The 22,848-nt window shown below is 60.6% G+C and carries 20 protein-coding genes and 1 riboswitch; of the genes, 6 read left to right on the plus strand and 14 right to left on the minus strand.

From position 1 onward, the window contains the following. Window positions 1-19: 19 nt before the first annotated feature. Window positions 20-616 carry a TetR/AcrR family transcriptional regulator gene (locus AC2CHD_RS04845; RefSeq protein WP_229448822.1) on the plus strand — a complete coding sequence of 199 codons (597 nt, stop codon included), beginning with the start codon at window positions 20-22 and terminating at the stop codon, window positions 614-616. Window positions 617-656: 40 nt separating this feature from the next. Then, the gene (locus AC2CHD_RS04850) at window positions 657-1,547 is read left to right on the plus strand and encodes a PaaX family transcriptional regulator (RefSeq protein ID WP_484552772.1); all 891 of its coding nucleotides are present in this window, start codon (window positions 657-659) and stop codon (window positions 1,545-1,547) included. Window positions 1,548-1,549: 2 nt separating this feature from the next. Here AC2CHD_RS04850 and AC2CHD_RS04855 read toward each other — a convergent pair whose 3' ends face one another. From AC2CHD_RS04855 to AC2CHD_RS04905, 11 genes are all read right to left on the minus strand, one after another. Next, window positions 1,550-2,494 (minus strand): DMT family transporter, encoded by a 945-nt coding sequence (locus AC2CHD_RS04855; RefSeq protein ID WP_484552773.1) that lies wholly within the window; start codon window positions 2,492-2,494, stop codon window positions 1,550-1,552. Between the two features lie 92 nt (window positions 2,495-2,586). After that, the gene (locus tag AC2CHD_RS04860) at window positions 2,587-2,961 is read right to left on the minus strand and encodes a DoxX family protein (protein WP_229448817.1); all 375 of its coding nucleotides are present in this window, start codon (window positions 2,959-2,961) and stop codon (window positions 2,587-2,589) included. Between the two features lie 40 nt (window positions 2,962-3,001). After that, a complete protein-coding gene (locus AC2CHD_RS04865) occupies window positions 3,002-3,469 on the minus strand; it encodes a carboxymuconolactone decarboxylase family protein (RefSeq protein ID WP_484552774.1) in 468 nt (155 codons plus the stop codon). A gap of 35 nt (window positions 3,470-3,504) precedes the next feature. Further along, a complete protein-coding gene (locus tag AC2CHD_RS04870; RefSeq protein WP_484552775.1) occupies window positions 3,505-3,996 on the minus strand; it encodes an RrF2 family transcriptional regulator in 492 nt (163 codons plus the stop codon). Window positions 3,997-4,186: 190 nt separating this feature from the next. After that, entirely contained in the window at window positions 4,187-5,497 is a 1,311-nt protein-coding gene (gene preA, locus AC2CHD_RS04875; protein WP_484552776.1) for an NAD-dependent dihydropyrimidine dehydrogenase subunit PreA, read from the minus strand. 14 nt (window positions 5,498-5,511) lie between these two features. After that, window positions 5,512-6,864 carry an NAD(P)-dependent oxidoreductase gene (locus AC2CHD_RS04880; RefSeq protein ID WP_484552777.1) on the minus strand — a complete coding sequence of 451 codons (1,353 nt, stop codon included), beginning with the start codon at window positions 6,862-6,864 and terminating at the stop codon, window positions 5,512-5,514. Window positions 6,865-7,059: 195 nt separating this feature from the next. Beyond that, the gene (locus tag AC2CHD_RS04885; protein WP_484552778.1) at window positions 7,060-7,998 is read right to left on the minus strand and encodes a peptidase inhibitor family I36 protein; all 939 of its coding nucleotides are present in this window, start codon (window positions 7,996-7,998) and stop codon (window positions 7,060-7,062) included. Window positions 7,999-8,116: 118 nt separating this feature from the next. After that, window positions 8,117-10,735, minus strand: a complete 2,619-nt coding sequence (locus AC2CHD_RS04890) for a dipeptide ABC transporter ATP-binding protein (RefSeq protein WP_484553220.1) — start codon at window positions 10,733-10,735, stop codon at window positions 8,117-8,119. Between the two features lie 23 nt (window positions 10,736-10,758). Then, entirely contained in the window at window positions 10,759-11,916 is a 1,158-nt protein-coding gene (locus AC2CHD_RS04895) for an ABC transporter permease (protein WP_229448810.1), read from the minus strand. 12 nt (window positions 11,917-11,928) lie between these two features. Then, window positions 11,929-12,966, minus strand: a complete 1,038-nt coding sequence (locus tag AC2CHD_RS04900; protein ID WP_484552779.1) for an ABC transporter permease — start codon at window positions 12,964-12,966, stop codon at window positions 11,929-11,931. A gap of 83 nt (window positions 12,967-13,049) precedes the next feature. Beyond that, complete coding sequence (locus tag AC2CHD_RS04905; RefSeq protein ID WP_484552780.1) at window positions 13,050-14,702, minus strand: ABC transporter substrate-binding protein; 1,653 nt, start codon at window positions 14,700-14,702, stop codon at window positions 13,050-13,052. 276 nt (window positions 14,703-14,978) lie between these two features. Next, window positions 14,979-15,185: riboswitch (cobalamin riboswitch) on the plus strand. Between the two features lie 126 nt (window positions 15,186-15,311). Here AC2CHD_RS04905 and AC2CHD_RS04910 point away from each other — a divergent pair. The 4 genes from AC2CHD_RS04910 to AC2CHD_RS04925 are packed head-to-tail and all read left to right on the plus strand — an operon-like array spanning window position 15,312 to window position 19,796. Then, on the plus strand, window positions 15,312-17,165 hold the full coding sequence (locus AC2CHD_RS04910) for a TonB-dependent receptor plug domain-containing protein (RefSeq protein ID WP_229448807.1): 1,854 nt from the start codon (window positions 15,312-15,314) through the stop codon (window positions 17,163-17,165). Further along, complete coding sequence (locus AC2CHD_RS04915) at window positions 17,165-18,034, plus strand: ABC transporter substrate-binding protein (protein WP_484552781.1); 870 nt, start codon at window positions 17,165-17,167, stop codon at window positions 18,032-18,034. Before AC2CHD_RS04910 ends, AC2CHD_RS04915 begins: the two co-directional genes overlap by 1 nt. Further along, on the plus strand, window positions 18,010-19,011 hold the full coding sequence (locus AC2CHD_RS04920; RefSeq protein WP_484553221.1) for a FecCD family ABC transporter permease: 1,002 nt from the start codon (window positions 18,010-18,012) through the stop codon (window positions 19,009-19,011). Before AC2CHD_RS04915 ends, AC2CHD_RS04920 begins: the two co-directional genes overlap by 25 nt. Then, the gene (locus AC2CHD_RS04925) at window positions 19,011-19,796 is read left to right on the plus strand and encodes an ABC transporter ATP-binding protein (protein WP_484552782.1); all 786 of its coding nucleotides are present in this window, start codon (window positions 19,011-19,013) and stop codon (window positions 19,794-19,796) included. Before AC2CHD_RS04920 ends, AC2CHD_RS04925 begins: the two co-directional genes overlap by 1 nt. On the opposite strand, the gene AC2CHD_RS04930 is transcribed toward AC2CHD_RS04925, so the two are convergent. The 3 genes from AC2CHD_RS04930 to AC2CHD_RS04940 are packed head-to-tail and all read right to left on the minus strand — an operon-like array spanning window position 19,793 to window position 22,408. Then, a complete protein-coding gene (locus tag AC2CHD_RS04930; RefSeq protein ID WP_484552783.1) occupies window positions 19,793-21,193 on the minus strand; it encodes a S8 family serine peptidase in 1,401 nt (466 codons plus the stop codon). The two genes, AC2CHD_RS04925 and AC2CHD_RS04930, sit on opposite strands and share 4 nt — an antisense overlap. Then, window positions 21,186-21,842, minus strand: a complete 657-nt coding sequence (locus tag AC2CHD_RS04935) for a hypothetical protein (RefSeq protein ID WP_484552784.1) — start codon at window positions 21,840-21,842, stop codon at window positions 21,186-21,188. The genes AC2CHD_RS04930 and AC2CHD_RS04935 overlap by 8 nt, the downstream gene beginning before the upstream one ends. After that, window positions 21,839-22,408, minus strand: coding sequence for a sigma-70 family RNA polymerase sigma factor (locus tag AC2CHD_RS04940; RefSeq protein WP_484552785.1), 570 nt, complete (start codon window positions 22,406-22,408; stop codon window positions 21,839-21,841). Before AC2CHD_RS04940 ends, AC2CHD_RS04935 begins: the two co-directional genes overlap by 4 nt. Between the last annotated feature and the right edge of the window lie 440 nt (window positions 22,409-22,848).

Raw genomic sequence — 22,848 nt, forward strand, 5'->3', positions numbered from 1 at the left:
CTGATTTCGAAGGAAACTGATGGCCCGCACACGCGCCAAGGACTACGACGACAAGCGCGACGCCATGCTGCATGGCGCTGCGCGCATTTTCGCGCGTGATGGCTACGACCGCGCCTCAATGAACCAGCTTGCAACAGAACTGGGTGTCTCCAAGGCGCTGCTCTACCACTACTACGCCTCCAAGGAAGCGCTGCTCTTCGACATCATCGAGACCCATCTTCAGGAACTGGTGGAGGCGGTGGAAGAGGCGGATGATCCGGAGGCCGGGCCTCGTGCACGACTCGAACGGCTGGTCACGGCCCTGCTCGAAGCCTATCGCGACGCCGACAATGAGCACCGCGTTCAACTTTCCGGCCTTCAGCTTCTCCCCGAGCGACAACAGGAACAGTTGAAGGCTTTGGAGCGGCAATTGGTGGCGATCTTCGCCGAAGCGGTGCGTCAGGTTAATCCCACGGCCTTCGACAACAGGCCACTTCTGAAACCGGTCACGATGAGCCTTTTCGGTATGCTCAACTGGTTCTACATGTGGTTTCGCGAGGATCGCGGAATTTCGAGGCAGGACTATGCAAGGCTCGCGACCCATCTGCTTGTGAGCGGCGTCTCCACGCTCGACTGACAGTCTTGCCCGCCCCGTTCTGCCATGGCATTTGAAGAGAATGGATGTGCCCGCAGAACCTTCCGAATCCGCCCTTGCCGACCTGATCGAACGTCTGCATCAGCGCGGGCGTGTTCGCGTCTGGTCTCTGGTGATCACCCTCTTCGGCGACGCCATTGTGCCGCGCGGCGGCGAAGCGCCGCTAGCGGGGCTCCAAGAGGTCATGGCGCGGCTTGGCATCGAAGCGGGAGCATTGCGCACGGCCATGTCCCGGCTTGCCAGCGACGGTTGGGTGGTGCGCGAGCGACGCGGTCGCAACTCGTTTTTCTCCCTCGACAAGCACGGCCGGCACGCCTTTGACCTTGCGACCCGTCGTATCTATGCGGGCGGGCCACCAGCCTGGGATGGTTCGTGGACCGTTGCTATCGCCGCACCCGGCAGCAATGGCATGCATGATGCCACTCTAAAGGACGGCGGATTTCTCAAGATCGCCGATGGAATCTATCTTCTTCCACGCACCGTAGAGCCACCCGACAGCACGGCACCCGGCGATGCTCCTTTGAGCGAGATGCTGGTGATCCACGGCTCGAGCGCCGAGCACCCCGAAATGCTGCGAAACCTCTGGCCTTCAGAAGAGATCGCTGGCGCCTATCGCCAACTGGTTGCCGAGTATACACCCCTGGCTGACAGCCTTTCTAAAACGCCGCTTCCAACCCCAGTGGACGCGATGGCAGCGCGAACCCTGCTTATCCATGACTGGCGACGGATCGTTCTGCGCGATCCCGGCCTGCCAATGGCTCTCCTGCCAAAGGACTGGCCGGGAGAAAAGGCAAGGAGCCTGGTTCACGAGATCTATCGCCGGCTTGTCGAGCCCAGCGAACGCTGGCTTGATCAGACAGGCCTGCCGCCGCTCAGGAACGCCGACGCCTTCCAGCGCCGGTTTGTCGGATAGGTTCACCTTTCGGGCGACAATGCCAGAATGATCAATCCGAAGATGGTGAGAACCGCGCCTGCGATCACCGAAAGGCTGGCCCAGCCATGACCGAGCAGCCCCTCGAACACAATGATCAGCGTCGGCGTCAGATAGTTATAAGCCAGAACTTTTGAGGCCGGCAGACGCAGAGCGGCAAACTGGAGCAGGAAAAAGGTGCCCGCCGTCGTGAAAATCGCGAGATAAAAGATCGCGATCCAGGTAATCGACGGCAATGCACTCCATTCAGTCGCAGCAATCTCCGGCACGCCATAAATCGCTATCAGAAAACCGGTTGCCAGAAGCGTCCAGAACGTAAATGCGATGATGGGTTCACCGCGGTTGTAAAGCCGCACCAATGAGGCATAGGCGGCGTGCGCAACCACACCGGCGAAGAAGATCAACTCTCCCTTGCCCAGATCGAAGCGACGCATGGCCTCCAGATTCCCGTCGAAAATGACCCAGACCGAGCCCAGACCCGCCAGGACGAGACTTGGTATGACAAGCCCGCGCGGCACCTGTCGGAGAATGAGAAACCCGAAAAAGGCGCTGAGCAGTGGCATCAACGTGAACACCGCCCCGGTCGACACCGGGCTTGTCATGCCAAGCGCCATGAACATGGTGACGAAATAGAATGCCATCAGCCCGCCCAGCACCAGAAAGCGCCATGGGGCTTTGGGGAGAGGCAGCGGCTGGCGCAGAACAAGCTGCACCATCACGCCCATGAAGACAATCCCGATCAGGAAACGCGCCGCATTGAGGGCGACCGGGCCAATATGCGGCGCAGCCAAGGACCCTAGCGAAAACGAGCCGGCCACCAATGTTGCGAAGCCGAGCATGGCAAGATGCCCAAGCTTCTTCTGAATACCAGTCGCGCTTGAGCGATGTGTAGCGCGGCGCGCCGCCTTGGTGTCCACGGTGTCGGTCAAACCCGCCTCCCTTTCTCCCCCCGATGTTTAAAGAAAAGGCCCGGAAACCGAAACCGGTTTCCGGGTTCTTCCGTAAACTTGCAAGGCTTGGATCATCCGTACGCGACGACGAGCAGAAAGCTTCCGGCAAGAGCAGTGTTGGTGATCACACCATTGAGGTGCGCGACCCGCTCCTCTCCCTGATAATCCCAGAAATTGTGAAAGATCAGGGTTGCGACGATCAGGAATACAATCAATCCCAAAGCCGCAAATGCGGAATACAGACCGATCATCAGCAAGAGCCCGGCCACACACTGGATCGCTATACCGGTTATCAGCACGATTGAAGCCAGGGGCACCCCGCGCGCGGACAGCGCACCCGTCAGAAAGGACATACTGCCAAGATTGCGCAATCCCGCGAAGACGAAGGCTCCACCAAGAAGCAAACGCCCCAGAACAGGAATGAACGTGGGTACTGTTTCAAACATCATCCACTCCAATCGATTGCAGATGAAATGGCCACTCTCCCTACGCCACGTTCCGCGCGCTATCCGGAACGACAGGATGTACGGAGCGGAACGGGATCGCGATCCGGTTCCAGACGTTGATCAGGCCGACCAGAACCGTGAGTTGGACCAGTTCCGGTTCTGAAAAATGCTCAAGCATGTTTTCGTAATCCTCATCCTCCACCGGGCCTTCGGCAATCTTTGTGAGGCGTTCGGTCCACCCGAGGGCCGCGCGCTCCCGTTCCGTAAACAGGGGAGATTCCCGCCAGGCCGAGATAAGATGCACGCGTTGCTCGCTCTCGCCATCCCTCCGCGCCTCGCGCGTGTGCATGTCGACGCAATAGCTGCAGCCATTGATCTGCGAGGCACGCAGGTTCACCAGATGGATCAGCCCGCGATCCAGCCCGGATTTATCCACGGCCTTCTTCAGATCAAGCACGGTGCCGATCAATTCGGGCTGGGTTTTCATGTAGTTCAGACGTTCCTGCATAGTCCTGTCCTTCTCTTCTAAACTCGGGCACTGCCCTATGGACGTTGATGGCGCTCGACAAAAGCGCAGCCGAAGGCAAGCGAGCGGGAATCAGCGCTCGCCTCATAATCGGAAATCACATCGGAAAGCCGCGTCTTGCGAAGCTCGGCACGGTAAGCCTGCTCGGCGCGCAGCATGGCAGCGTTGATACCGCATGGTTTCGTGTAGGCCTTCGGCTCCAAAGCCCCCGGCCCGCGCTGGCGAATTTCGGCGCAGCGAAAGGCAGGTTTGGGACCTTCGATCGCCAACACCACGTCAAGCAGCGTGACCGCATCCGCGGAGCGCGCCAACCGATAGCCCCCATGGGGGCCGGGAACAGATTCCAGAAGACCTGCCGCCGTGAGCTGCTTGAGATGTTTCAGAAGATAACTTTGCGAAAGACCGTGATATTCGGCCAGCGCACTGGCAGGCATGGCTCGTCCCTCATCCAGCTGCGCCAGAAGCGTGGCGCAATGAACAGCAGCCTCGACACCCTCGCTTAGTTTCATCTCGACCTCCGTAATATCGATATTTAATATCCTGGATATTTTATATCCGCAATAGAAGCAAAACCACCAATTGCCATCTCCTGACAGATGGCCGTGTTGCTCGGTCAGACGGGCGGCAGGCTTTTAGCGCAGGGATGCGTGTGAAGAGGGTGTACAGGGAAACGGCGGCAGTATGCCGCCGCCGCTCTCGCTATTCCGCAGCCACTTTGGCCGGGTTGTTGGGATGCGTCGTCCAGTTGGCGTAGACGGGCTGGACTGTCTCGCCCGTGCGCTTGTCGAGCGCGCCGGCGGCCAGCGGCACCATGTCGATACAGCCTTCCACCGGGCAGACATTGACACAAAGATTGCAGCCAACGCATTCCTCTTCGATCACCTCAAAATGGCGTTTGCCATCCACCATGGCGGTGATCGCCTGATGAGAAGTGTCTTCGCAGGCAATGTGACAGCGCCCGCATTTGATGCACTGATCCTGATCGATCCGCGCCTTGGTCACGTAGTTTAGATTGAGATACTGCCAGTCGGTCACGTTTGGTGTCGCCCGGCCGATCACGTCATCAAGCGTGGCGTGCCCCTTGGCGTCCATCCAGTTTTCCAGCCCCTCGATCATTTCCTCGACGATCTTGAAGCCATAGGTCATGGCCGCGGTGCACACCTGCACCGTTCCTGCCCCCAGCGCCAGGAACTCGGCCGCATCACGCCATGTGGTGACACCGCCGATGCCGGAAATCGGCAGGCCGGCGGTCTCGGGATCGCGCGCGATCTCGGCCACCATGTTGAGCGCGATGGGTTTGACCGCAGGGCCGCAATAGCCACCATGAGATCCCTTGCCGTCGATTGTGGGCTCGGGTGCAAAAGTGTCGAGATCAACCGCCGTGATCGAGTTGATCGTGTTGATGAGCGACACCGCATCCGTGCCGCCCGCATGAGCCGCGCGAGCCGGTTTGCGCACATCAGTGATGTTCGGCGTGAGCTTGGTGATGACAGGCATGCGCGTGGTCTGCTTGCACCAGCGCACCACCATCTCGACATATTCGGGCACCTGTCCAACAGCAGACCCCATGCCACGCTCGCTCATGCCATGCGGACAGCCGAAATTGAGCTCGATGCCATCGGCTTCGGTTTCCTCGACCAAGGGAAGGATTGCCTTCCAGGCCTGTTCCTCACACGGCACCATGAGCGAAACGATCAGTGCGCGATCAGGCCAGTTCTTCTTCACCTGCTTGATTTCACGCAGGTTCAGATAGAGATCGCGGTCAGTGATGAGCTCGATGTTGTTCAAGCCGAGAAGCCGGCGGTCAGCCCCCCAGATCGCGCCATAGCGCGGTCCGTTGACATTGACGACCGGTGGCCCCTCCTCGCCAAGCGTCTTCCAGACGACACCGCCCCAGCCCGCCTTGAAGGCGCGTTCGACGTTGTAGGCCTTGTCGGTGGGCGGTGCGGAAGCAAGCCAGAACGGATTGGGAGACTTGATACCAATGAAATTGCTGCGAATGTCTGCCATGGGTTTCTCGCTCCTCAGCCGGCCAATGCGCGATGGATGCTTTCGGCCGCGTCACGTCCCTGCGCGACTGCCGAAACGGTGAGGTCGTCGCCGCCGGCGATGCAGTCGCCGCCGGCCCAGACCTTCGACAAGGAGGTTCGCCCTTCCTCGTCGACCTTGATGCGACGCCCCTCAAGCGCAATCGATGCGCCGGAGCCATTCAGAACCCCGGCCTCGAAAGACTGGCCGATGGCCTTGAACACCTGGTCGGCGCGCAGGGTCAGTGTATCACCGGTTCCGGACAGCTTTCCGTCCTTCAGCGCTGTGTATTCAAGTTCGATCCCCGTGACCTTGCCATTCTCCGCGAGAATGCGCCGGGGCTGCAGCCAGTGCCGGATGACAACGCCTTTGGAGGCAGCCAGATCCTGCTCGAATTCGGATGCGTTCATGTGTTCCTGGCCCCGGCGATAGCAGATCGTCACCTCCTCGGCGCCAAGGAGCCTTGCCTGAACGGCAGCGTCGATGGCCGTCATCCCGCCGCCGATCACGACGACACGACGACCGACCGGCAGGCTGGCGAGATCCTGCGCCTGACGCAGATGTGCGATATAATCCACCGCACTCTCAACTCCTTCCACATCTTCGCCGTCCGCGCCAAGCGCGTTGACGCCGGCCAGCCCCATGCCGAGAAACACGGCGTCGAAATCCCGGCTAAGGTCACCGAGCGAAAAGTCCCGCCCCAGCGCCTTGCCTTCCTCAAGCGTGATGCCGCCAATCGCCATCACATAGTCCACCTCGGCCTGGGCGAACCCATCCGGTGTCTTGTAGGCGGCAATGCCGAACTCGTTGAGGCCGCCAGGCTTTGATCTAGCCTCGAAGATGGTGACGTCATGCCCGTGCACGGCCAGTCGATGGGCGCAGGCAAGCCCCGCAGGCCCCGCTCCGACAATGGCAACCCGCTTGCCGGTTGGCGCGGCACGCTCATAAAACTGTGCGCCAGCGGCCATCGCCGCATCGGTGGCATAGCGTTGCAGACGGCCGATCTGCACCGGCTTGCCCTCCGCTTTTTCACGCACGCAGGCTTCTTCGCACAGCGTCTCCGTCGGGCAAACGCGGGCGCACATTCCGCCAAGAATGTTCTGGTCGAAGATCGTCCTGGCAGAGCCCAGCGGATTGTCCGTGGCAATCTGGCGGATGAACATGGGTATGTCGATCGATGTCGGACACGCCGTCATGCACGGCGCATCGAAGCAGAAGTAACAGCGATCCGCCTCCACGGCCGCCTCATGGCGGTCGAGCGGTGGATGCAGGTCGGAGAAGTTCCTGTCGTACTCCTCACCGGAAAGGCGGCCGGCGGCGATGCCGTCCGCATAGAGACCATCAGCCATTCCGTATTCCCCTTTTATTATTGGGGAAAGGCTAACGCAGTTTCAATTTTTTATCAATCGGTCAAATTTTGGAATGCGATGTATCGCATTGATATTATATGATATTTCTACTCATATTTTAGCAACACAGACATCCCAAGCGAATGCGCGGGCCCGAGGGCCGGCGCACTTGCAAGAACCATCCCGATGGTCCGATCAATAGACCTCTATGGAACGAACAGGATCGTTGAAGACATCGCTCAGACGGCGCACACTGCGCTCGATCGTTTCGCACCAACCACCATAATTACGCCGATCACAGATGCGCACCTCGGCACCGCCTTCAAGACGCACCGACGCAATGCGGCGCACCCAGTCACGCGGCAGCGCCGGGTTCCCATCACCTGCATCGAGACAGATGCTTGCACCGCGAAACTCACGACGTTCGAAAAAGCACGCCCGACGCACCGGCTCGACATCGGGTTCATCACCTGCCCGCCGACGGAGCACACGGAAAGACGACACCGCATGGCCGCTGCGCACGAACGGCACATCACGCGTGAGCTGACTGCAGCGTCCATCATGGCCAGGGCGCGAACAGATCTCGACCGTGGCGCGCTGCCCCACACGAACCGAGGCAATGCGCCCACGCCACCCGGGCGCAAGGGCGCGAACGTCTTCACCAATGCCCACGCAATACTGGCGCCCCTGAAAGTTCGGACGATCGTAGAAACAGGCGTTGCGCGGTGTCGGGCGGCGATCACCGCCAGAGCCCGCAATCTCATCAAACGCATCGTCGCGGTCGCGGTCCTCCAGCTCTCGCATCACGAAATCAAAGATTTCCAAACCGATCAAAGCACCGACATCGGAAATCGGGCGATCACGATAGCGCGGACGCGTATCACGCAGATGTCTCGCAGAGACCCATCCTTTTCGCGCTGCATACCCCACCTCGCACCACTCATAGCGCCGTGTACAGCGCAATGTCGCAACGCGGGCGCCCCGCGGGATGGTAAGCACGGCGCGATAACGCATGCCCGGCCCTTCGCGCATCTTCACATCGGCAGTCGCCTCGGCGGCAACACCACCCTGCGCATAGGCAGAGCTCGAAAGGGGGATCGACAATCCTGCCAGGGTCAGCAGGACAAGCAACATGGGAACCATCCGGGCAGGCACACGTTTCTCCATCGCATATGGGCTGGCCCGCGCAAAGTGATGCAAAGTCGTAACGATATCCAGAAGAGATCGCTTAAAATGCGTGACGGGATCGGGATCAGCGCGGCTTCTTGCCAAAAACCCGCACATACTCCTCGACACCGCCTTTGGCCAGCGCCTTGGCCTGTTTCACCCAGTCGTCGCGTTCAATCCGGCCCTTGAAGCTCAGATGATCATCCACCCAGTCGCGCTCGGCCTTTTTCCAGGCCGCGATCTGCGCAAAGGTGTAGACGCCCAGCTCGTTGAGCCGCGCCTCCAGCTTCGGCCCCACGCCGGAAATCAGCTTCAGATCATCCGGCTTTTTGGGCTGGCGGATGCGGGCGGGCTTCGCGTCTTTTGCCGCCTTTGCAGTGGCGGGCTTGACGCGGGCAGATGCGGCCTGACGCCCTGCCCCCGCTTCGGCCTGGACCCGCTTCGGCGAGGAAGAACCGCGCACCGCTGAAAGGTCAGCCGCAGAGGCCTTGACGGGCTTTCGACCTCCGGCAATCGGCCGGATTTCGCCCTTTGCCTTCGGTTTCTGACTGGCCGCCTTTGCCTTCCCCTGCCGGCGCGCCGGTTTGCCGGCTTTCCGCGGCGCATCGAAACTGATCACCGGCTCCATGGATTTCAGAACGTCATCGTCCAGCCAGCAAAGGCTGAAATGTCCGTCGCCAAGGTCCTTCAACGGCGGCACCTCTCGCTCGCACTTGCCGCCTGGCACCTGGTCCTTGTACCGGCATCGCGTCTGGAAGGGGCAGCCCGAGGGCGGGTTCATCGCCGAGGGTATGTCCCCTTCGAGCACGATATGCTTCTTGCGGACAGACGTATCGGCAATCGGGATCGCCGAGAGCAGCGCCTCCGTATAGGGATGATAGGGCGGCGCGAATATCTGGTCAGTCGTCCCCTGCTCCACGATATGGCCGAGATACATGACCACCACACGGTCGGCCAGATAGCGCACGACGGACAGGTCATGGCTGATGAACAGCATGGTGGTCTTGTTCTTGCGCTGAATGTCCATCAACAGTTCGGTCACCGCCGCCTGCACGGAAACGTCGAGCGCGGAGACGGGCTCGTCCGCCACCACCACTTTGGCATTGCCGGCAAAGGCACGGGCGACACCGATGCGCTGCTTCTGCCCGCCGGAAAGCTGACGCGGCATGCGCTCTGCGAAGGCGCGTGGCAACTTTACCAGATCGAGCAGTTCCAGCATGCGCTGCCTGCGGTCGGCCAGCGTCTTGCCGATGTTGAACTTCTCCAGCGTGCGCACGATCTGCGAACCGACTGAATGGCTGGGATTGAGCGTGTCGAACGGGTTCTGGAACACCATCTGGATGCCGGCCACCGTGCCTGTATCCCGGTCTTCGACCGCTATGGACTGAATGGGCTCGTTTGCCAGCACCACTTCGCCATCCGTCGCCGTTTCCAGCCCGAGGAGCACCTTGGCGAGGGTCGATTTTCCGCAGCCGGATTCGCCCACAATCGCCACGGTTTCGGATTCCCGCGCCTCAAAGCTGATCTGCTCATTGGCCTTGACGGTCTTGGTATCCCCGCCACCGAAGATGCTGTTGGCGGCGACGTGGTAGTATTTCTTGAGATTTTCGATGCGGAGCATCGGCTTGCCGGCCTCTATCGGCTCCTTGTCCACAATCGCGCCTTCCGGCAGCGCATTCCAGTCGATCTCATCAAAGCGCAGGCAGCGGGAATGGTGCCGCTGATGCCCTTCAACCGGCAGCATGGGCACGTCGCCGGCATCGCACAGACCTTCCTTGAAATGCTGGCAGCGCGGGCCGAAATTGCAGCCCTTCGGGCGCTCATGCGGCAGCGGCAACTGGCCGGGAATGGCAATCAAGGGCCTCTCATTCTTGTCGGCACCCGGCAGCGGAATGGAGCGGAAGAGCCCTTGCGTATAGGGATGGCGCATCCGGTCGAACACGTCTTCAACGCGGCCCGTTTCCACCGCCTCGCCCGAATACATCACTGTTACACGGTCACAGGTTTCAAGGATAAGGCCCAGATTGTGCGACACGAAGATCATCGACGTGCCGTATCTCTTGCCCAGCCCCTTCACCAGTTCGACGATGCCCGCCTCGACTGTCACGTCGAGCGCGGTGGTCGGCTCATCCAGCAGGAGCAGTGCCGGCTTCGACAGAAGCGCCATGGCGATGACGATGCGCTGCTGCTGGCCGCCGGAAAGCTGGTGCGGGTAAGACCGCATCATGCGTTCGGGATCGGGCAGTCGCACCGCTTCCACCATCTCCAGCGCGCGGCGCCACGCCTCGTCCTTCGACACATTGTCGTGGATGAGCGGCACTTCCATGAGCTGCTGGCCGATCTTCATGGCCGGGTTGAGGCTCGCCATCGGCTCCTGATAGATCATGGCAATCTCATTGCCGCGGATCTGGCGCAGCTCCTCCTCGCTCATCTCGGCCATGTCACGGCCCTTGAACCTGATGCGGCCACCGACGATCTGCCCGACATTGGAAAGATCGCGCATGATGCCGAGTGAAACGGTCGACTTGCCGCAGCCGGATTCGCCCACAATGCCCATCGCCTCACCGGGCATGACCTCGCAGGAAAAATCCATCACTGCTGGGATTTCGCCGGCGCGCGTGAAAAACGAAATGGAGAGGTTTTCGATCTCCAGAATGGGCTGACCGCTCTTTTGACCGCGTGTGATGCTGATGGCTTCGTTCATGGCGTCGCTCTCAGTGTTCATCCTCAATCCTTCAGTGACTGCTCACGCAGCGCATCGGCAAGCAGGTTCAGCCCGAGCACGAAGGACATGAGGGCAAAAACGGGCGGCAGCGCCGGATGAACATACGCCCGGAGCAGACGGCTCGATTCCTTGATGCCCGTACCCCAGTCCGGGCTTTCGGGCGCGAGACCGAGGCCGAAATAACCGAGCGTTCCAAGAAGGATGGTCGTGTAGCCAATGCGCAGGCACACATCGACAATGAGTGGCCCGCGCGCATTGGGCAGCACTTCCCACAGCATGATGTACCAGGGCGTTTCGCCGCGCGTCTGGGCTGCTGCCACATAGTCCCGTGTCTTGATGTCCATCACCAGCCCGCGAACGATGCGAAACACGCCCGGTGCCGAGGCGAAGACAACCGCCACGAAGATGTTAAGCTGGTTGGAGCTGATCGAGATGATGCCGAGCGGATCGGCATCGAACACGAGCCCCAGATAGGCCCAGCCACCGATGAGCAATGTCAGCGCAAGCTGGATCGCCAGAAGCTGCGGTCGGCTTCTGTAGCGCGTCCAGAACAGCGTCACGAAAAACACGATGGGGAAGATGAAGAACACACCGGCCATCCATTGCGGAATGGGTGTTTCACGGATGCCCGGCGTCACCAGAAGATAGAAGAGCAGGATGACCGGAAAGGCGAGCACCAGATTGGCGAGGAAGGACAGGAAACTGTCGATCCGCCCGCCATAATAACCCGCCGGCAGGCCGAGCGTGGTGCCCACCATCAGCGCGAACAGCGTCGCCGCAGGCGCGATGATCAGAACGATCTGGCTGCCATAAACCATGCGCGAGAACACGTCGCGCGCCAGCCGGTCGCCCCCGAACAGAAAGGCCTGTCCGCTTTCCGGCTCTATCCCGCCTGGAAGCACATTCTTCATGATCGGAAACTGCGCCAACGGATCGAAGGGCGCGACCGTACCGGCGAAGATTGCCGTGAACAGCCAGAAGAAGCAGATCATCACACCGGCAACGCCGACGCCCGTTTCAAAAAGCTGTCCATAGAGGCCGAGCCGCTCACGAAAGCGCAGGCTGAAGAACAGGATGATGGCCAGCGCGATCCACACCGGCCAGAAGCGCGCCAGCACGCCGAAGATGATGCCGAAAATGCCAAGGGTTTCTACCTGCATCGCGCGGCCTCCCTAATGCACGCGAATGCGCGGGTTGAGATAGGCATAGCCCACATCCGAAATGAGCTGGGTGGACAGGACGACGAAGACCGACACCAGAGAACAGCCTAAAAGCAGATCGATGTCGTTGTTGCTGGCCGCCTCCACCAGCGTGAAGCCAAACCCCTGATAGCGGAACATCACTTCCACGATGACGACACCCGTCAGAAGCCAGGGGAACTGCAGCATGATGACGGTGAAGGGGGCGATCAGCGCATTGCGCAGCGCGTGCTTGATCACCACGGCGCGAAAGCCCAGCCCCTTGAGGCGGGCAGTGCGGATATATTGCTGCGTCATCACCTCCACCATGGAGGCCCGTGTCATGCGCGCGATATAGCCGATGCCGTAAATCGCCATCGTCATCACCGGCAGGGTGAAATTGTAGAAGGAAATGCCCTGGCGCGTGGCTGTCGCGGCCGAACCGTTCAACCATCCCAGCCATGAGGCGAATATGACCGCAAAGATCACGCCGGACACATATTCCGGTGTTGCCGTGGTGGCGATCGAGGCGACGGAGAGTGTTCGGTCCGTTCGCGTCCCCTCCCGCATCCCCGCGAGGACGCCGATCAAAAGTGCGACGGGAACCATCACCACCATGACCCAGAACATCAGGATGCCGGTAGCGCCAAGGGCCGGAAAGAGCTTTTCGGCGACCGGCACCTTGAACTTGGTCGAGCAGCCGAAGTCTCCCTGTAAAATGCCGCCGTAATAGGGCTCGGCCGGTTCATCGCAATAGGAGAACCGTGGCGAAGACACACCGGTTTCCGGATCGACATTCGGCTGCTTCTGCACCACGCCGAGCCACTGGCCGTAGCGCACGAAGAAATTCTGGCGGTACCCGTTCTTCTGAAGCCAACTTTCGAGCTCCGCTGCAGAGGAACGCATGTCGAGCTGGCTGATCGCCAGCTTTTTGAGGTTCGGCTCAAGATTGACCAGAAAGAAAACAACAAGGGTCAGACAAAGCATCGTCAATGCCATGACGCCCAGACGTCTTAGAATAAACCCAAGCACGGTTTCCCCTTCCCCCGTTTGCGGAGGTTGTTATTGATTGCCTGCGCAAAAGGGGGCCTCGTGGCCCCCTTTCTGGTTCAGTCTTAGCCCTCGTCGAGCCAGACCTTTTCCAGATCGATCTCGAAGGTCTGGTGCATGCCGTGATTTTTCACGGCCTCCACGGAATGGTTGTAAAGCTTGCGCCAATAGGGTTGTAGGATGATGCCCGAACTCTGAATGATCTCCTCGATCTTCTTCATCACCTCGCGGCGATTGTCGGGATCAGGAATGGCCAGCGCCTCCTCGATCAGCTTGTCGAGTTCCGGGTTGGAATAGGCGGATTCGTTCCACGCCTCGCCGGTGCGATAGGCGAGTGCCACCACCTGAATGCCCAGCGGGCGCATGTTCCAGTTGGTCATGGAGAAGGGATACTTCGTCCAGTCGTTCCAGAAGGTGGAGCCGGGCAGGACCGTGCGCTTCACCTTGAAGCCGGCCTCGCGCAACTGGGCGGCGATGGCGTCGCCCGTGTTCTTGTGCCAGTCCTCGTCCACGGTAATGAGCTCGTGCTCATAGTCCATTTGGCCGGCTTCCTCCATCAGGGCCTTGGCTTCGTCCAGATTGCGCTTGAGCTTCGGCAGCTCTGCATATTCGGGATGGATCGGGCAAACATGGTGGTTCTCGGCCACCTCGCCGGCATTGTTGTAACCAAGCGCCAGCACGGTCGTGTTGTCGACGGCGCGCTGCAGCGCCCGGCGCACCTTCTCGTCGTCATAGGGCGCGTTGTCGACATTGGTGCGCGCCACGATGGTTGTCGCCGTAGTGACCTCGGATTTCACCAGTCCGAGTGAATCCAGAATGTCGACGAAATCGGCGGTGGTCTCGTAGTTCGTGTGGATTTCTCCGGATTCAAAGGCGCTGACGGTCGCGGACGGATCCGTGCCGTAGTCGATGAACTCGATACCATCGAGATAGGCCTCGCCGCCCCACCATTTGCCGTCGGCCCGCTTCTTCAGCTCCACCCGGTTGCCGACCTCATAGGACACGAGTTCAAACGGACCGGTCCCGATGGGATTTGCAACGAAATCGCGACCCGTTTCATCAAAACTTGGGTGAACAATAAGGGCCGGATAGTCCGACATGCCCGGAATGATCGAAATATCCGGTGCCGACAGGTTGAGCTTCACCGTCATGTCGTCGACCTTTTCGATCGCGCCCTCGCGCGCCTTCTTGGTCTCCGGATCGACGAGCGAAGCCATGCGGGCCGGCATGGAATTGCCTTCCACGGTCTGATCGCACCAGCGGTTGAAGTTGTAGATCACGTCATCCGCGGTGAAGGCGTCGCCATTGTTCCAGGTCACGCCCGGCCGCACGTGAAGAATGTACTCAGTCGCGTCCTCGTTGACTTCCCAGCTTTCGAGGAGCTTGCCCTCAAAGGTGAAATCGCGCGTGTACTTTACCAGCGGCTCAAGCGTCTGGCGCATGGCGTTGGCGATCTCCGACCAGTCGGCCGTGCGTGGATCTTTCGGATCCTTGATGAACATCGCCACACGCAGCGTACCGCCTTTTTTCGGCTCCTGCGCCATTGCGTGTGTGGGGGCTGCGAGCCCCAGCATGCCGTAGGCGGTTGCTGTCGATGCGCCGAGCGCACTTGCGAGCGCAAGAAACTCTCGCCGGTCCATTCTGCCGGCACGTGCCTCATTCGCCATGTCGGCGACGTGTGCCGGCACATTCTCGCCATTGCTCTTGAAAAACGTCATCGACGCACTCCCATTATTTACCGTTTTCGGTTCGCCGTTAGCATTTCCCATCCCGACCCCGATGTCAAAATTGCCTCGAGGTTGGAGGAGGGAATTCTGCAACTTTTTCGACAAACCCAATGACGGATTTGCGACAGCATTGCCGCAAAAATTACATGAAGAGCCGATTTCGCAACAAGAGATGCGTTTCGTTGCTGCCAAACCCTGACGTCAGGAGTCACGTTCCAGGGATCTGCGCCAACCTTGCGATTGACGCTGTCACGGCCAGTTGCTAAGCGATTTCGGTTCGCTTGAGGTGCTCTGGCAGGGTGTTCATCCGCCAGAGAAAAGGGAACACGGAACGGTCGTTTCGAACCGAAGCCGTGGCTGCTCCCGCAACTGTGAGCGCAGAGGCTCCTCGAATGCCACTGGGTGCAAGGCCCGGGAAGGCGAGGAAGCCAGTGAAGCGCGAGCCAGGAAACCTGCCTCAGGCCGTCACCGACCGGATGCGGGACGCTTCCGGGGCTGTGTTTCTCGCAGTGGTGGCGATTGTCATCGCTGGCGGGGAGACCGAACTCAGGCGTCTGTCGCTCTCCAGCACACCTAAGAACCTGGTCCTGGAGCACACGCATGCATTCACGCCGACACCGAAATTCTATCCTGTCCAGCACGACCGCACTGATACTTGGCTTCTCCGCGCTCACCACGCAGGCCGAGGACTTTGAGCTCGACACCCTGGTCATCACCCCCAGCCGCACGCCCACAGAGGCGTCCAAAGTGGGCTCGACCGTGGAAATCATCGAGCGCGATGAGATCGAGGAACAGTCTTTGCCACTGGTACAGGATTATCTCAATCAACTGCCTGGTCTCAATCTCTCCCCGAATGGCGGTCCGGGCAACACCACCACGCTGATCATGCGCGGCCTTCGCGGGCAGTATGTAAAGACGCTCTTCGAGGGCATCGATATTTCGGAGGTTTCGGGCCCCACCGTGCAGTCCGCCTATGGTCATCTTCTCTCCGGCGGCATTGGGCGGATCGAAGTTCTGAAAGGCTCGCAGAGCACGCTCTATGGCTCCGATGCAATTGCCGGCGTGGTCAATCTCTCGACGCTTGGCGGCATTCCGCAGGGCATCGAACACGGCATTCATGTCGAAGGCGGGTCGCGCAAAACCGGCTTTGGCAATTACACGCTGACGGGCGGTTTCGACCGCGGCGAGTTTGGCCTTTCTCTATCTGGCTTCACCACCGATGGCTTTTCAATGGCGTCATCCGGTGTTGAAGATGATGGGTACACCAATCTGACCGGGACATTCAGCGGCCGATACGAGATCAGCGACGATCTGGCCGTCTTCGCCAGCGGGCTTTTGTTGAATGGTTCAACGGAGACGGATGATGGGTATCCCATCGCTGACAGCCCGGCGAATGGCACGTTTCGACAGGCAGCCGGGCGGGTTGGTGCCGAATTCTCTCTGTTTGACGGGCAATTGAACAACACGGTGTCCGCGCAGATATCCGATACTGCCCGCGAAAGCACCAGCGGCTTCGGTTCCACCTCAACCTTTGACGGATTGCGCTACAAGCTGGATTATCTCGGTTCTCTGGAAATCTCTCCCCAATTGACGCTCAATTTCGGCGCGGATTGGGAGCGTCAGACCGCCCTTACCGCAAGTGTCGATAAAAACGTTTCGATGGGCGGCGGCTGGATCGACGCGATCTACAGCCCGTTTGACGCGCTGACTTTGACAGCGGGCCTCCGCCACGACGAACACAGCACCTTCGGCGGTCACACATCCTGGCGTGCCACCGGCTCCTACGAATTTGCCAGCACCGGAACCCGTTTCCACTCCTCGGTCGGAACGGGTTATCGCGCGCCGAGCCTCTATGAGCTCTACGCACCATTCTATGGCAATATCAACCTGAAGCCAGAAACCAGCATCGGCTTTGATATTGGTGTCGAACAGCGTTTTCTGGATGACAGGCTCGTCACCGACCTCACCTTCTTCATGATCGATGTCGAGGACTATATCGGCTACCACCCGGTCACCTATCAGAACATCCAGACCGATGGCGTGGTGAAAACGCGCGGCGTGGAGGCGTCCTTTGCCTACGCGGCAACCGACTGGCTCGACCTGCGTGGCGCTTACACCTACACGAAAGCAACACAGACCGACGGACTGCGGGAAGTGCGCATCCCGAAGCACGACATCGCCCTCGGCGCCACCATCCGTCCAGCCGAACGCTGGGAGATCGGAGCAACGGCGAAAATCGCTCTCGATACGGTGGACGGTTATGTCGACGGCCCGCGCTCGGCGCTGGATGACTACGTTCTTCTCAACGCGAAAATCGCCTACAAGCCGAACGAAAACACGGAACTCTATCTGAGAGGCGAAAACCTGCTCGATCAGAAATATGAAGTCGTTCAGGGCTATGGCACACCCGGCTTCGGCGTGTTTGCCGGCTTCCGGGCAAAGTTCGCTCCCTGATGTTGAAGCGCCGGAAACGCCTCCCCTGCCTTTCCGGCCTTGTTCTTCTGGCCGGCGCGCTGCTTGTCGCGCCGGTCGAAGCCATGCCGAAACGGGTCATGTCGCTCAATCTGTGCACTGACCAGCTTGCCATGACATTGGCAGAACCTGGCCAGCTGGTGTCCGTCTCTTTTCTGGCGCGCGAACCGAGCCTCTCCATGCTGCATGAGAAAGCGCAGGGCTACCCGGTCAATCACGGGCTTGCAGAAGAAGTGTTTCTGGAAAATCCCGACCTGGTCGTCACCGGCACTTACTCATTGCACAACACCACCGCGCTGCTGAAACGTCTCGGCTTTCATGTCGAAGAGTTTTCCTTCGCGCAGACACTTGAAACCATTCCCGGTGAAATCCGGCGCATGGGTGCGCTCATCGGACAGGAGAAAAAAGCCGAAACCATAGCAAACGATTTCACCAGCGAACTCAAAGCGATTGCCGCCAGACATTGCGGCAAGCACCCGACGATGATCGCCTATGATCAGAATGGCATCGCCTCGGGGCGCGGCACGCTGGCCGATTCCGTGATGCGGGCTGCGGGCTTTGTCAATCTTGCCGCCGAAATGGGCATCGTTGGCGTAGCACCCTTTCCGCTTGAGCAGGTGATCGCCGCACAACCTGATGTCATCAACATGAGCACACCTCAGACGGCGCCAACGCTTGGAGAATACGTACCACGTCATCCCGCCATAGCCGCTCTTCCGCAGACGCGCGTCGGCGCATTCGTGCCTGAAGGCTCTCTGTCTTGCGGAACGCCCCTGGTGATCAAAGCCGTGCGGGCATTGGCAGCGCTCCGCTCCACGATGGCCCCCTGCCCCGAAAGCGCCGCGCCATGAGGCTTTCCATATCGCTTACACTCCTGGCTCTCGCGCTTTTCGTCGTGTCGCTATTGGTTGGCCCAGCTGAACTGTCCATAGGAGATAGCGTTGCCGGGCTTTTTGCTGGCGGAGGAGAGGCAGCGGCCATCATCATGCGCGAAATTCGCCTGCCGCGCGCCATTCTTGGTCTCGCCATCGGCATTTCACTCGGGCTTTCCGGCGCGGTGCTTCAGGGGTTTTTGCGCAATCCGCTGGCCGAACCCGGCGTGATCGGCGTGTCCTCCATGGCAGCGCTCGGAGCGGTGCTGGTCTTCTACTCGGGGCTTGCCGGAAGCTCGCTCTACGCCCTCCCCGCCGGTGCGCTGTTCGGCGCACTCCTCGCAGTTCTCATCTTGCTTGCGATCGCCGCCCGCCAGGGCTCAACGCTTACACTTATTCTGGCGGGCGTTGCGCTCTCCAGTCTCGCAGGAGCGCTTACCTCACTCGTTCTCAACCTGTCGCCCAACCCTTTTGCCTCCTACGAGATCATCTTCTGGCTGCTCGGGTCTCTCAAAGACCGGTCCATGGAATTTGTGGCGATCGCCTTGCCGCTGATGGCTGTGGGCTGGTTCCTGATTTCGCTCTCAGCCCGCGCGATAGACGCGCTTTCACTTGGGGAGGAAGCAGCCTCCAGTCTCGGGATTCATATGGGCCGCGCACGCTTCATGATTGTAGCCGGTGTCGCACTCTCCGTCGGTGCGGCCACTGCAGTGAGCGGCACGATCGGCTTCATCGGCCTGGTTGTGCCTCATCTTATCCGCCCGCTCACCAACAGGATGCCAAGCAGTCTCCTGTTACCGGCCGGCCTTGGCGGCGCAGCATTGCTCCTCGCGGCAGACATCGCCGCGCGGATCGTTCTGCCAGCCGGCGAGCTCAATGTCGGCGTTCTGACGGCGCTTATCGGCGCGCCGTTCTTCCTGTGGCTCGTTGTCCGCGCCCGCCGGGAGATGCTGTGATGAACCTCCAGGTCAAAAATCTGAGCGTAGTACTTGGAAAGAGGCAGGTCCTTGATGCCATCAGGTTCGATTTTGAACCTGGACAGGTGATCGGTCTACTGGGGCCGAATGGCGCCGGTAAATCCACGCTCATGCGCGCGCTCAACGGGCACATAGCCGCCGCGGGCGCCATGCAGCTCGGCGAACACGATCTCGCGGCGATCGGCCCAGCCCAACGCGCCCGCCTCATCGCCTATCTGCCGCAGCAGAGAACCATAGGCTGGCGTCTGTCCGTGCGCGATCTGGTGGCCCTTGGCCGCCTGCCATGGCGAGCCTTCGGTCAGCGTCCGAACGCCCGGGACGAATCCGCAATCGCCCGCGCCATGGCAATGGCAGACATTGCACCGCTTGCCGACCGGGTCGCAACGGAGCTGTCGGGCGGCGAGCAGGCTCGCGTACTGATGGCGCGTGCAATCGCGCAGGAAACACCGCTTCTCATGGCCGATGAACCAGCCTCGGGCCTGGATGCAGCGCACCAGATCATGCTGATGCAATCGCTGAAACGGCTGGCCGCCGAAGGAAGAACCGTTCTGGTTTCGCTCCACGATCTCACACTGGCCGCCCGATGGTGCGACCAGGTCATGCTTCTCAACGAAGGAAAGCTGGCTGCGCTTGGAACGCCGGAAACCGTGCTCTCGGATGAAAACCTTGCGATAATTTACGGCGTGACAGCCCATCGTGCCCAAGACGATCAGGGCCTGGTCATCGCGCCTGTAGGTCTCAAGAAGGCTTCCACAGGCGGCTAATTGGCAGTCCGTCCTTCCATTGCCGCCCGTGTGTTCACAAGTCCGTCGCCGAAATCATCATCCCGTCCAGGTCGGCCCAGATCCACCGCAGTCGTCCGCAACAGTTGCGAAAGCGTCTCTGGCTCGGCGTCCTCGCCGGCATGGATCAGATTGGCAATCGCGCCTGAGACGATTGCAGCGGCAAAAGATGTGCCGGTAACCACATCCATGCCGCCGGGAATTGGCGCCACCACGTTCACGCCCGGCGCTGAAAGATCGATATAACGGCCGCGATTGGCCTTTCCCATCACCCGGTCATGCACATCCGTTGCCGTCACGGCGATCACCCCATCATAGGCTGCAGGATAGCCGAAAGGCGCGCCGGGTCCATTGTTGCCGGCAGCGGCAACAAGCACCACATCCCGCGCCATCGCATTGCGGCAGGCGGACGAGAAAAGCGGGTTCTCCGGCCCGACAAAGCTCATATTCACGATTTGCGCCCCCTCTTCCACCGCCCAGTCGAGTGCGGCCAGAAGCACATTCGTGCTGGAGATACCGCCCTCGAAAGCCCGTGCATGGAGAAGCCGCACGCCGGGCGCCATGCCGCGAAACGGCCCATCGCCAGCAATCAGCCCAGAGATGGACGTGCCATGCTCCCGGTCTTTCACCGCCATGTCGGGGAGCGCGTCAAACACGCGTGCCACACGGTCGACAAGGGCCGGGTGCGCCTCATCCAGCGCCGTGTCGATCACGGCCACGCTCACATTCTCTCCGCTCACCGCACCGGCATCGAGCGCAATCCGCTCGAAGGCGTAATTGACAACGCCTGCCGCCTGTTGAAGCTGAAACACATGGTTCGGCACACGATCTGACAGCCGGCCGTCACCCTCGAGCTGTGCAAGCACAAAGGCCACCGGACGCACGTCGGGGATGCCGAACCGGGCAACGGTGCGCCCGAGCAAAGCCGATCCACGGGCCGAACGCAGCTCCAGGCCGAACTGTGCGGCCACGGCGGCGGCCACATCCGCATCGCCGTCAAGGGTGACAAGCACCTCATCCGGCACAAAAGCCCCGGAGATGGCGCGTTGCGGCGCGACAGGCCGGGCATTGGCGCCCGCTCCCGCCGTCGTGGGAGGAGGAACGGTCGGGCGAGCCCCGCCGCCTGAAGCATTGCCATCTGTTGAAGGCGCGTCACCGGATGCGGCGGGCTGCGCCGGTGCAGCCCCACCCGTCCCCGGACCAAAAAGCTCCGCCAGCATCTGCGGCAGATAAACCACGTGCCGTTCGCCGGAGGCTGCGCGAGCCTGCGTTTCACCGCCCCCAGCCTCGGCTGGTGCGGAGGTCTGAGCGTGCGCGGCCATTACCAGTTGGGCTGTGATGGCGATACCCGCCAGCATGCGTGAAACGAGCCTAGTCATCGCCTGGTCTGCGTCCGATGACGACGGTTTCCACGAATTCAGCCTTTTCGAGCCCGGCAACAATTGCGTCGTATTGCTCCACCGTTTCGGCAGGAACAAGAACACGGTAGAGCCCACCCGGCAGCGGTCCGGCGGCAATCTCGGTCCCGCTTTCCTCCAGCAATGCCGAGACATCCGTCATGGAGGCATCCGCCGCAAACGTCACGAAGGCGAAGGGTGCATCCTCGCGATCCGCGCCGGCCACGGAATATTGCTCGGTCTGCGAAAAATTGAGCCAGACCGTCTGGCCCACGAGAATGGCGAGCGCAAGCCCGGCGGCCACCCACGCAGCCTGCACCGGCAGCGAAGGCAGAAAGCCGGCCAATCTTTCACGCAGCGAGGATTTCGCGGCCCTTTCAGGCCCTGCTTCTTCGGCCAACGCTCTGGAAAAACGGGTCAACGCATCGTCCGGCGGACGGATCGCCTCATTGTCGGCAATCGTGGCCGAATATTCACCCTCAGCGTCAGCCAACGAGGCCATGGCCTGCGGATCGGATGCGAGCCATTCCTCGACCTCACGCAGTTCCGCGCCCGAAAGCGTGCCGTTCAGGAAGAAGGGCAACAGCGCCTCAAGCCGGTCGCGGCGGTTTGATTGTGCGTTCTCGCTCATGGCCAGCCTCGATCATATCCTGCCGCCTGCAGAGCTTCTCCAAGCTTCTTGCGGGCGTAAAACATTCTGGTTTTGACGGTGGCGACGGGGACGGAAAGGATTTCGCCGATCTCGGTCACCGACTTGCCGTGATAATAGGCGAGATCCACCACGGTGCGATGCTCCTCGGACAGCGCGTTGACGAATGAGCGCAGCGCCGCCGCCTTGTCATCCTTCATTGTGGTGACCTCGGGCGTGTCGGCGCTATCGGCAATCGCCTCCGCCTGCCCGTCATCCAGCGCGCTTTCCCGGCGCTTGCGCAAGGCCGAAAGCGCCTTGAAACGGGCGATGCCAAGCAGCCAGGTGGAGACCTGAGAGCGCGCCTCGAAGCGCGGCGCCTGGCGCCACACCTCCAGAAACACTTCATTCGCAATCTCGTCCGCCATGGTTTCCGATCCCGTCTGGCGCATCACGAAACGGAACACCCGCGTGTGATGCCGCATGAACAAGAGCCGGAGCGCCGCCCTGTCGCCGCGCGCCGTTCTGGCCACGAGTGCAGCATCGGATGTCTGATCCGAACCACTCATGCCTGGCTCTTCGACAGTGTGTTGCGCGACGGTGCGTTTCGGTTCATCGCTTCCCCCAGTTTCTGAAAAGCTAGTCCATTTGCGGTTCGGTGGAAACAGAATTGCCTCCCTCTATCGGCTTTACGGCGCTCTTCAGTGTGAACCTTTTCACAGCCTCGTCAGACAAACCCTGCAGGGTACGCATGGTGCGCACCCGGAAAGGAGTGTTCTGATGACACGGCATATCGACTGCAAACGGTCGTTGAAGCCGCCGCGGCGCATGGCTGGGGCGGTTTTGTTGACCTTGCGTAAGCCGAGGCGTAGGCTCTCCCATGACGGGGTTGAAATGAACCTCGCTTCGGGGGGATACACCGGAACAAGGGGAACAGGGCTCGAGAAGGATGCCCATCCGGCAACCTTCCGAAACGGCTTCGGGAGGCACGTTATGGGGCATAACCGGC

This window comes from Nitratireductor sp. ATLC21, from assembly GCF_057196525.1.

Bases quoted from the DNA above. Each gene is read 5' to 3' on its own strand.
- AC2CHD_RS04895 (WP_229448810.1), bottom strand. From the start codon at position 11,916: ATGCAGGTAGAAACCCTTGGCATTTTCGGCATCATCTTCGGCGTGCTG.
- AC2CHD_RS04885 (WP_484552778.1), bottom strand. From the start codon at position 7,998: ATGTTGCTTGTCCTGCTGACCCTGGCAGGATTGTCGATCCCCCTTTCG.
- AC2CHD_RS04870 (WP_484552775.1), bottom strand. From the start codon at position 3,996: ATGAAACTAAGCGAGGGTGTCGAGGCTGCTGTTCATTGCGCCACGCTT.
- AC2CHD_RS04890 (WP_484553220.1), bottom strand. From the start codon at position 10,735: ATGAACGAAGCCATCAGCATCACACGCGGTCAAAAGAGCGGTCAGCCC.
- AC2CHD_RS04905 (WP_484552780.1), bottom strand. From the start codon at position 14,702: ATGACGTTTTTCAAGAGCAATGGCGAGAATGTGCCGGCACACGTCGCC.
- AC2CHD_RS04865 (WP_484552774.1), bottom strand. From the start codon at position 3,469: ATGCAGGAACGTCTGAACTACATGAAAACCCAGCCCGAATTGATCGGC.
- AC2CHD_RS04845 (WP_229448822.1), top strand. From the start codon at position 20: ATGGCCCGCACACGCGCCAAGGACTACGACGACAAGCGCGACGCCATG.
- AC2CHD_RS04880 (WP_484552777.1), bottom strand. From the start codon at position 6,864: ATGGCTGATGGTCTCTATGCGGACGGCATCGCCGCCGGCCGCCTTTCC.
- preA (WP_484552776.1), bottom strand. From the start codon at position 5,497: ATGGCAGACATTCGCAGCAATTTCATTGGTATCAAGTCTCCCAATCCG.
- AC2CHD_RS04940 (WP_484552785.1), bottom strand. From the start codon at position 22,408: ATGAGTGGTTCGGATCAGACATCCGATGCTGCACTCGTGGCCAGAACG.
- AC2CHD_RS04850 (WP_484552772.1), top strand. From the start codon at position 657: ATGGATGTGCCCGCAGAACCTTCCGAATCCGCCCTTGCCGACCTGATC.
- AC2CHD_RS04860 (WP_229448817.1), bottom strand. From the start codon at position 2,961: ATGTTTGAAACAGTACCCACGTTCATTCCTGTTCTGGGGCGTTTGCTT.
- AC2CHD_RS04910 (WP_229448807.1), top strand. From the start codon at position 15,312: ATGCATTCACGCCGACACCGAAATTCTATCCTGTCCAGCACGACCGCA.
- AC2CHD_RS04915 (WP_484552781.1), top strand. From the start codon at position 17,165: ATGTTGAAGCGCCGGAAACGCCTCCCCTGCCTTTCCGGCCTTGTTCTT.
- AC2CHD_RS04935 (WP_484552784.1), bottom strand. From the start codon at position 21,842: ATGAGCGAGAACGCACAATCAAACCGCCGCGACCGGCTTGAGGCGCTG.
- AC2CHD_RS04930 (WP_484552783.1), bottom strand. From the start codon at position 21,193: ATGACTAGGCTCGTTTCACGCATGCTGGCGGGTATCGCCATCACAGCC.
- AC2CHD_RS04925 (WP_484552782.1), top strand. From the start codon at position 19,011: ATGAACCTCCAGGTCAAAAATCTGAGCGTAGTACTTGGAAAGAGGCAG.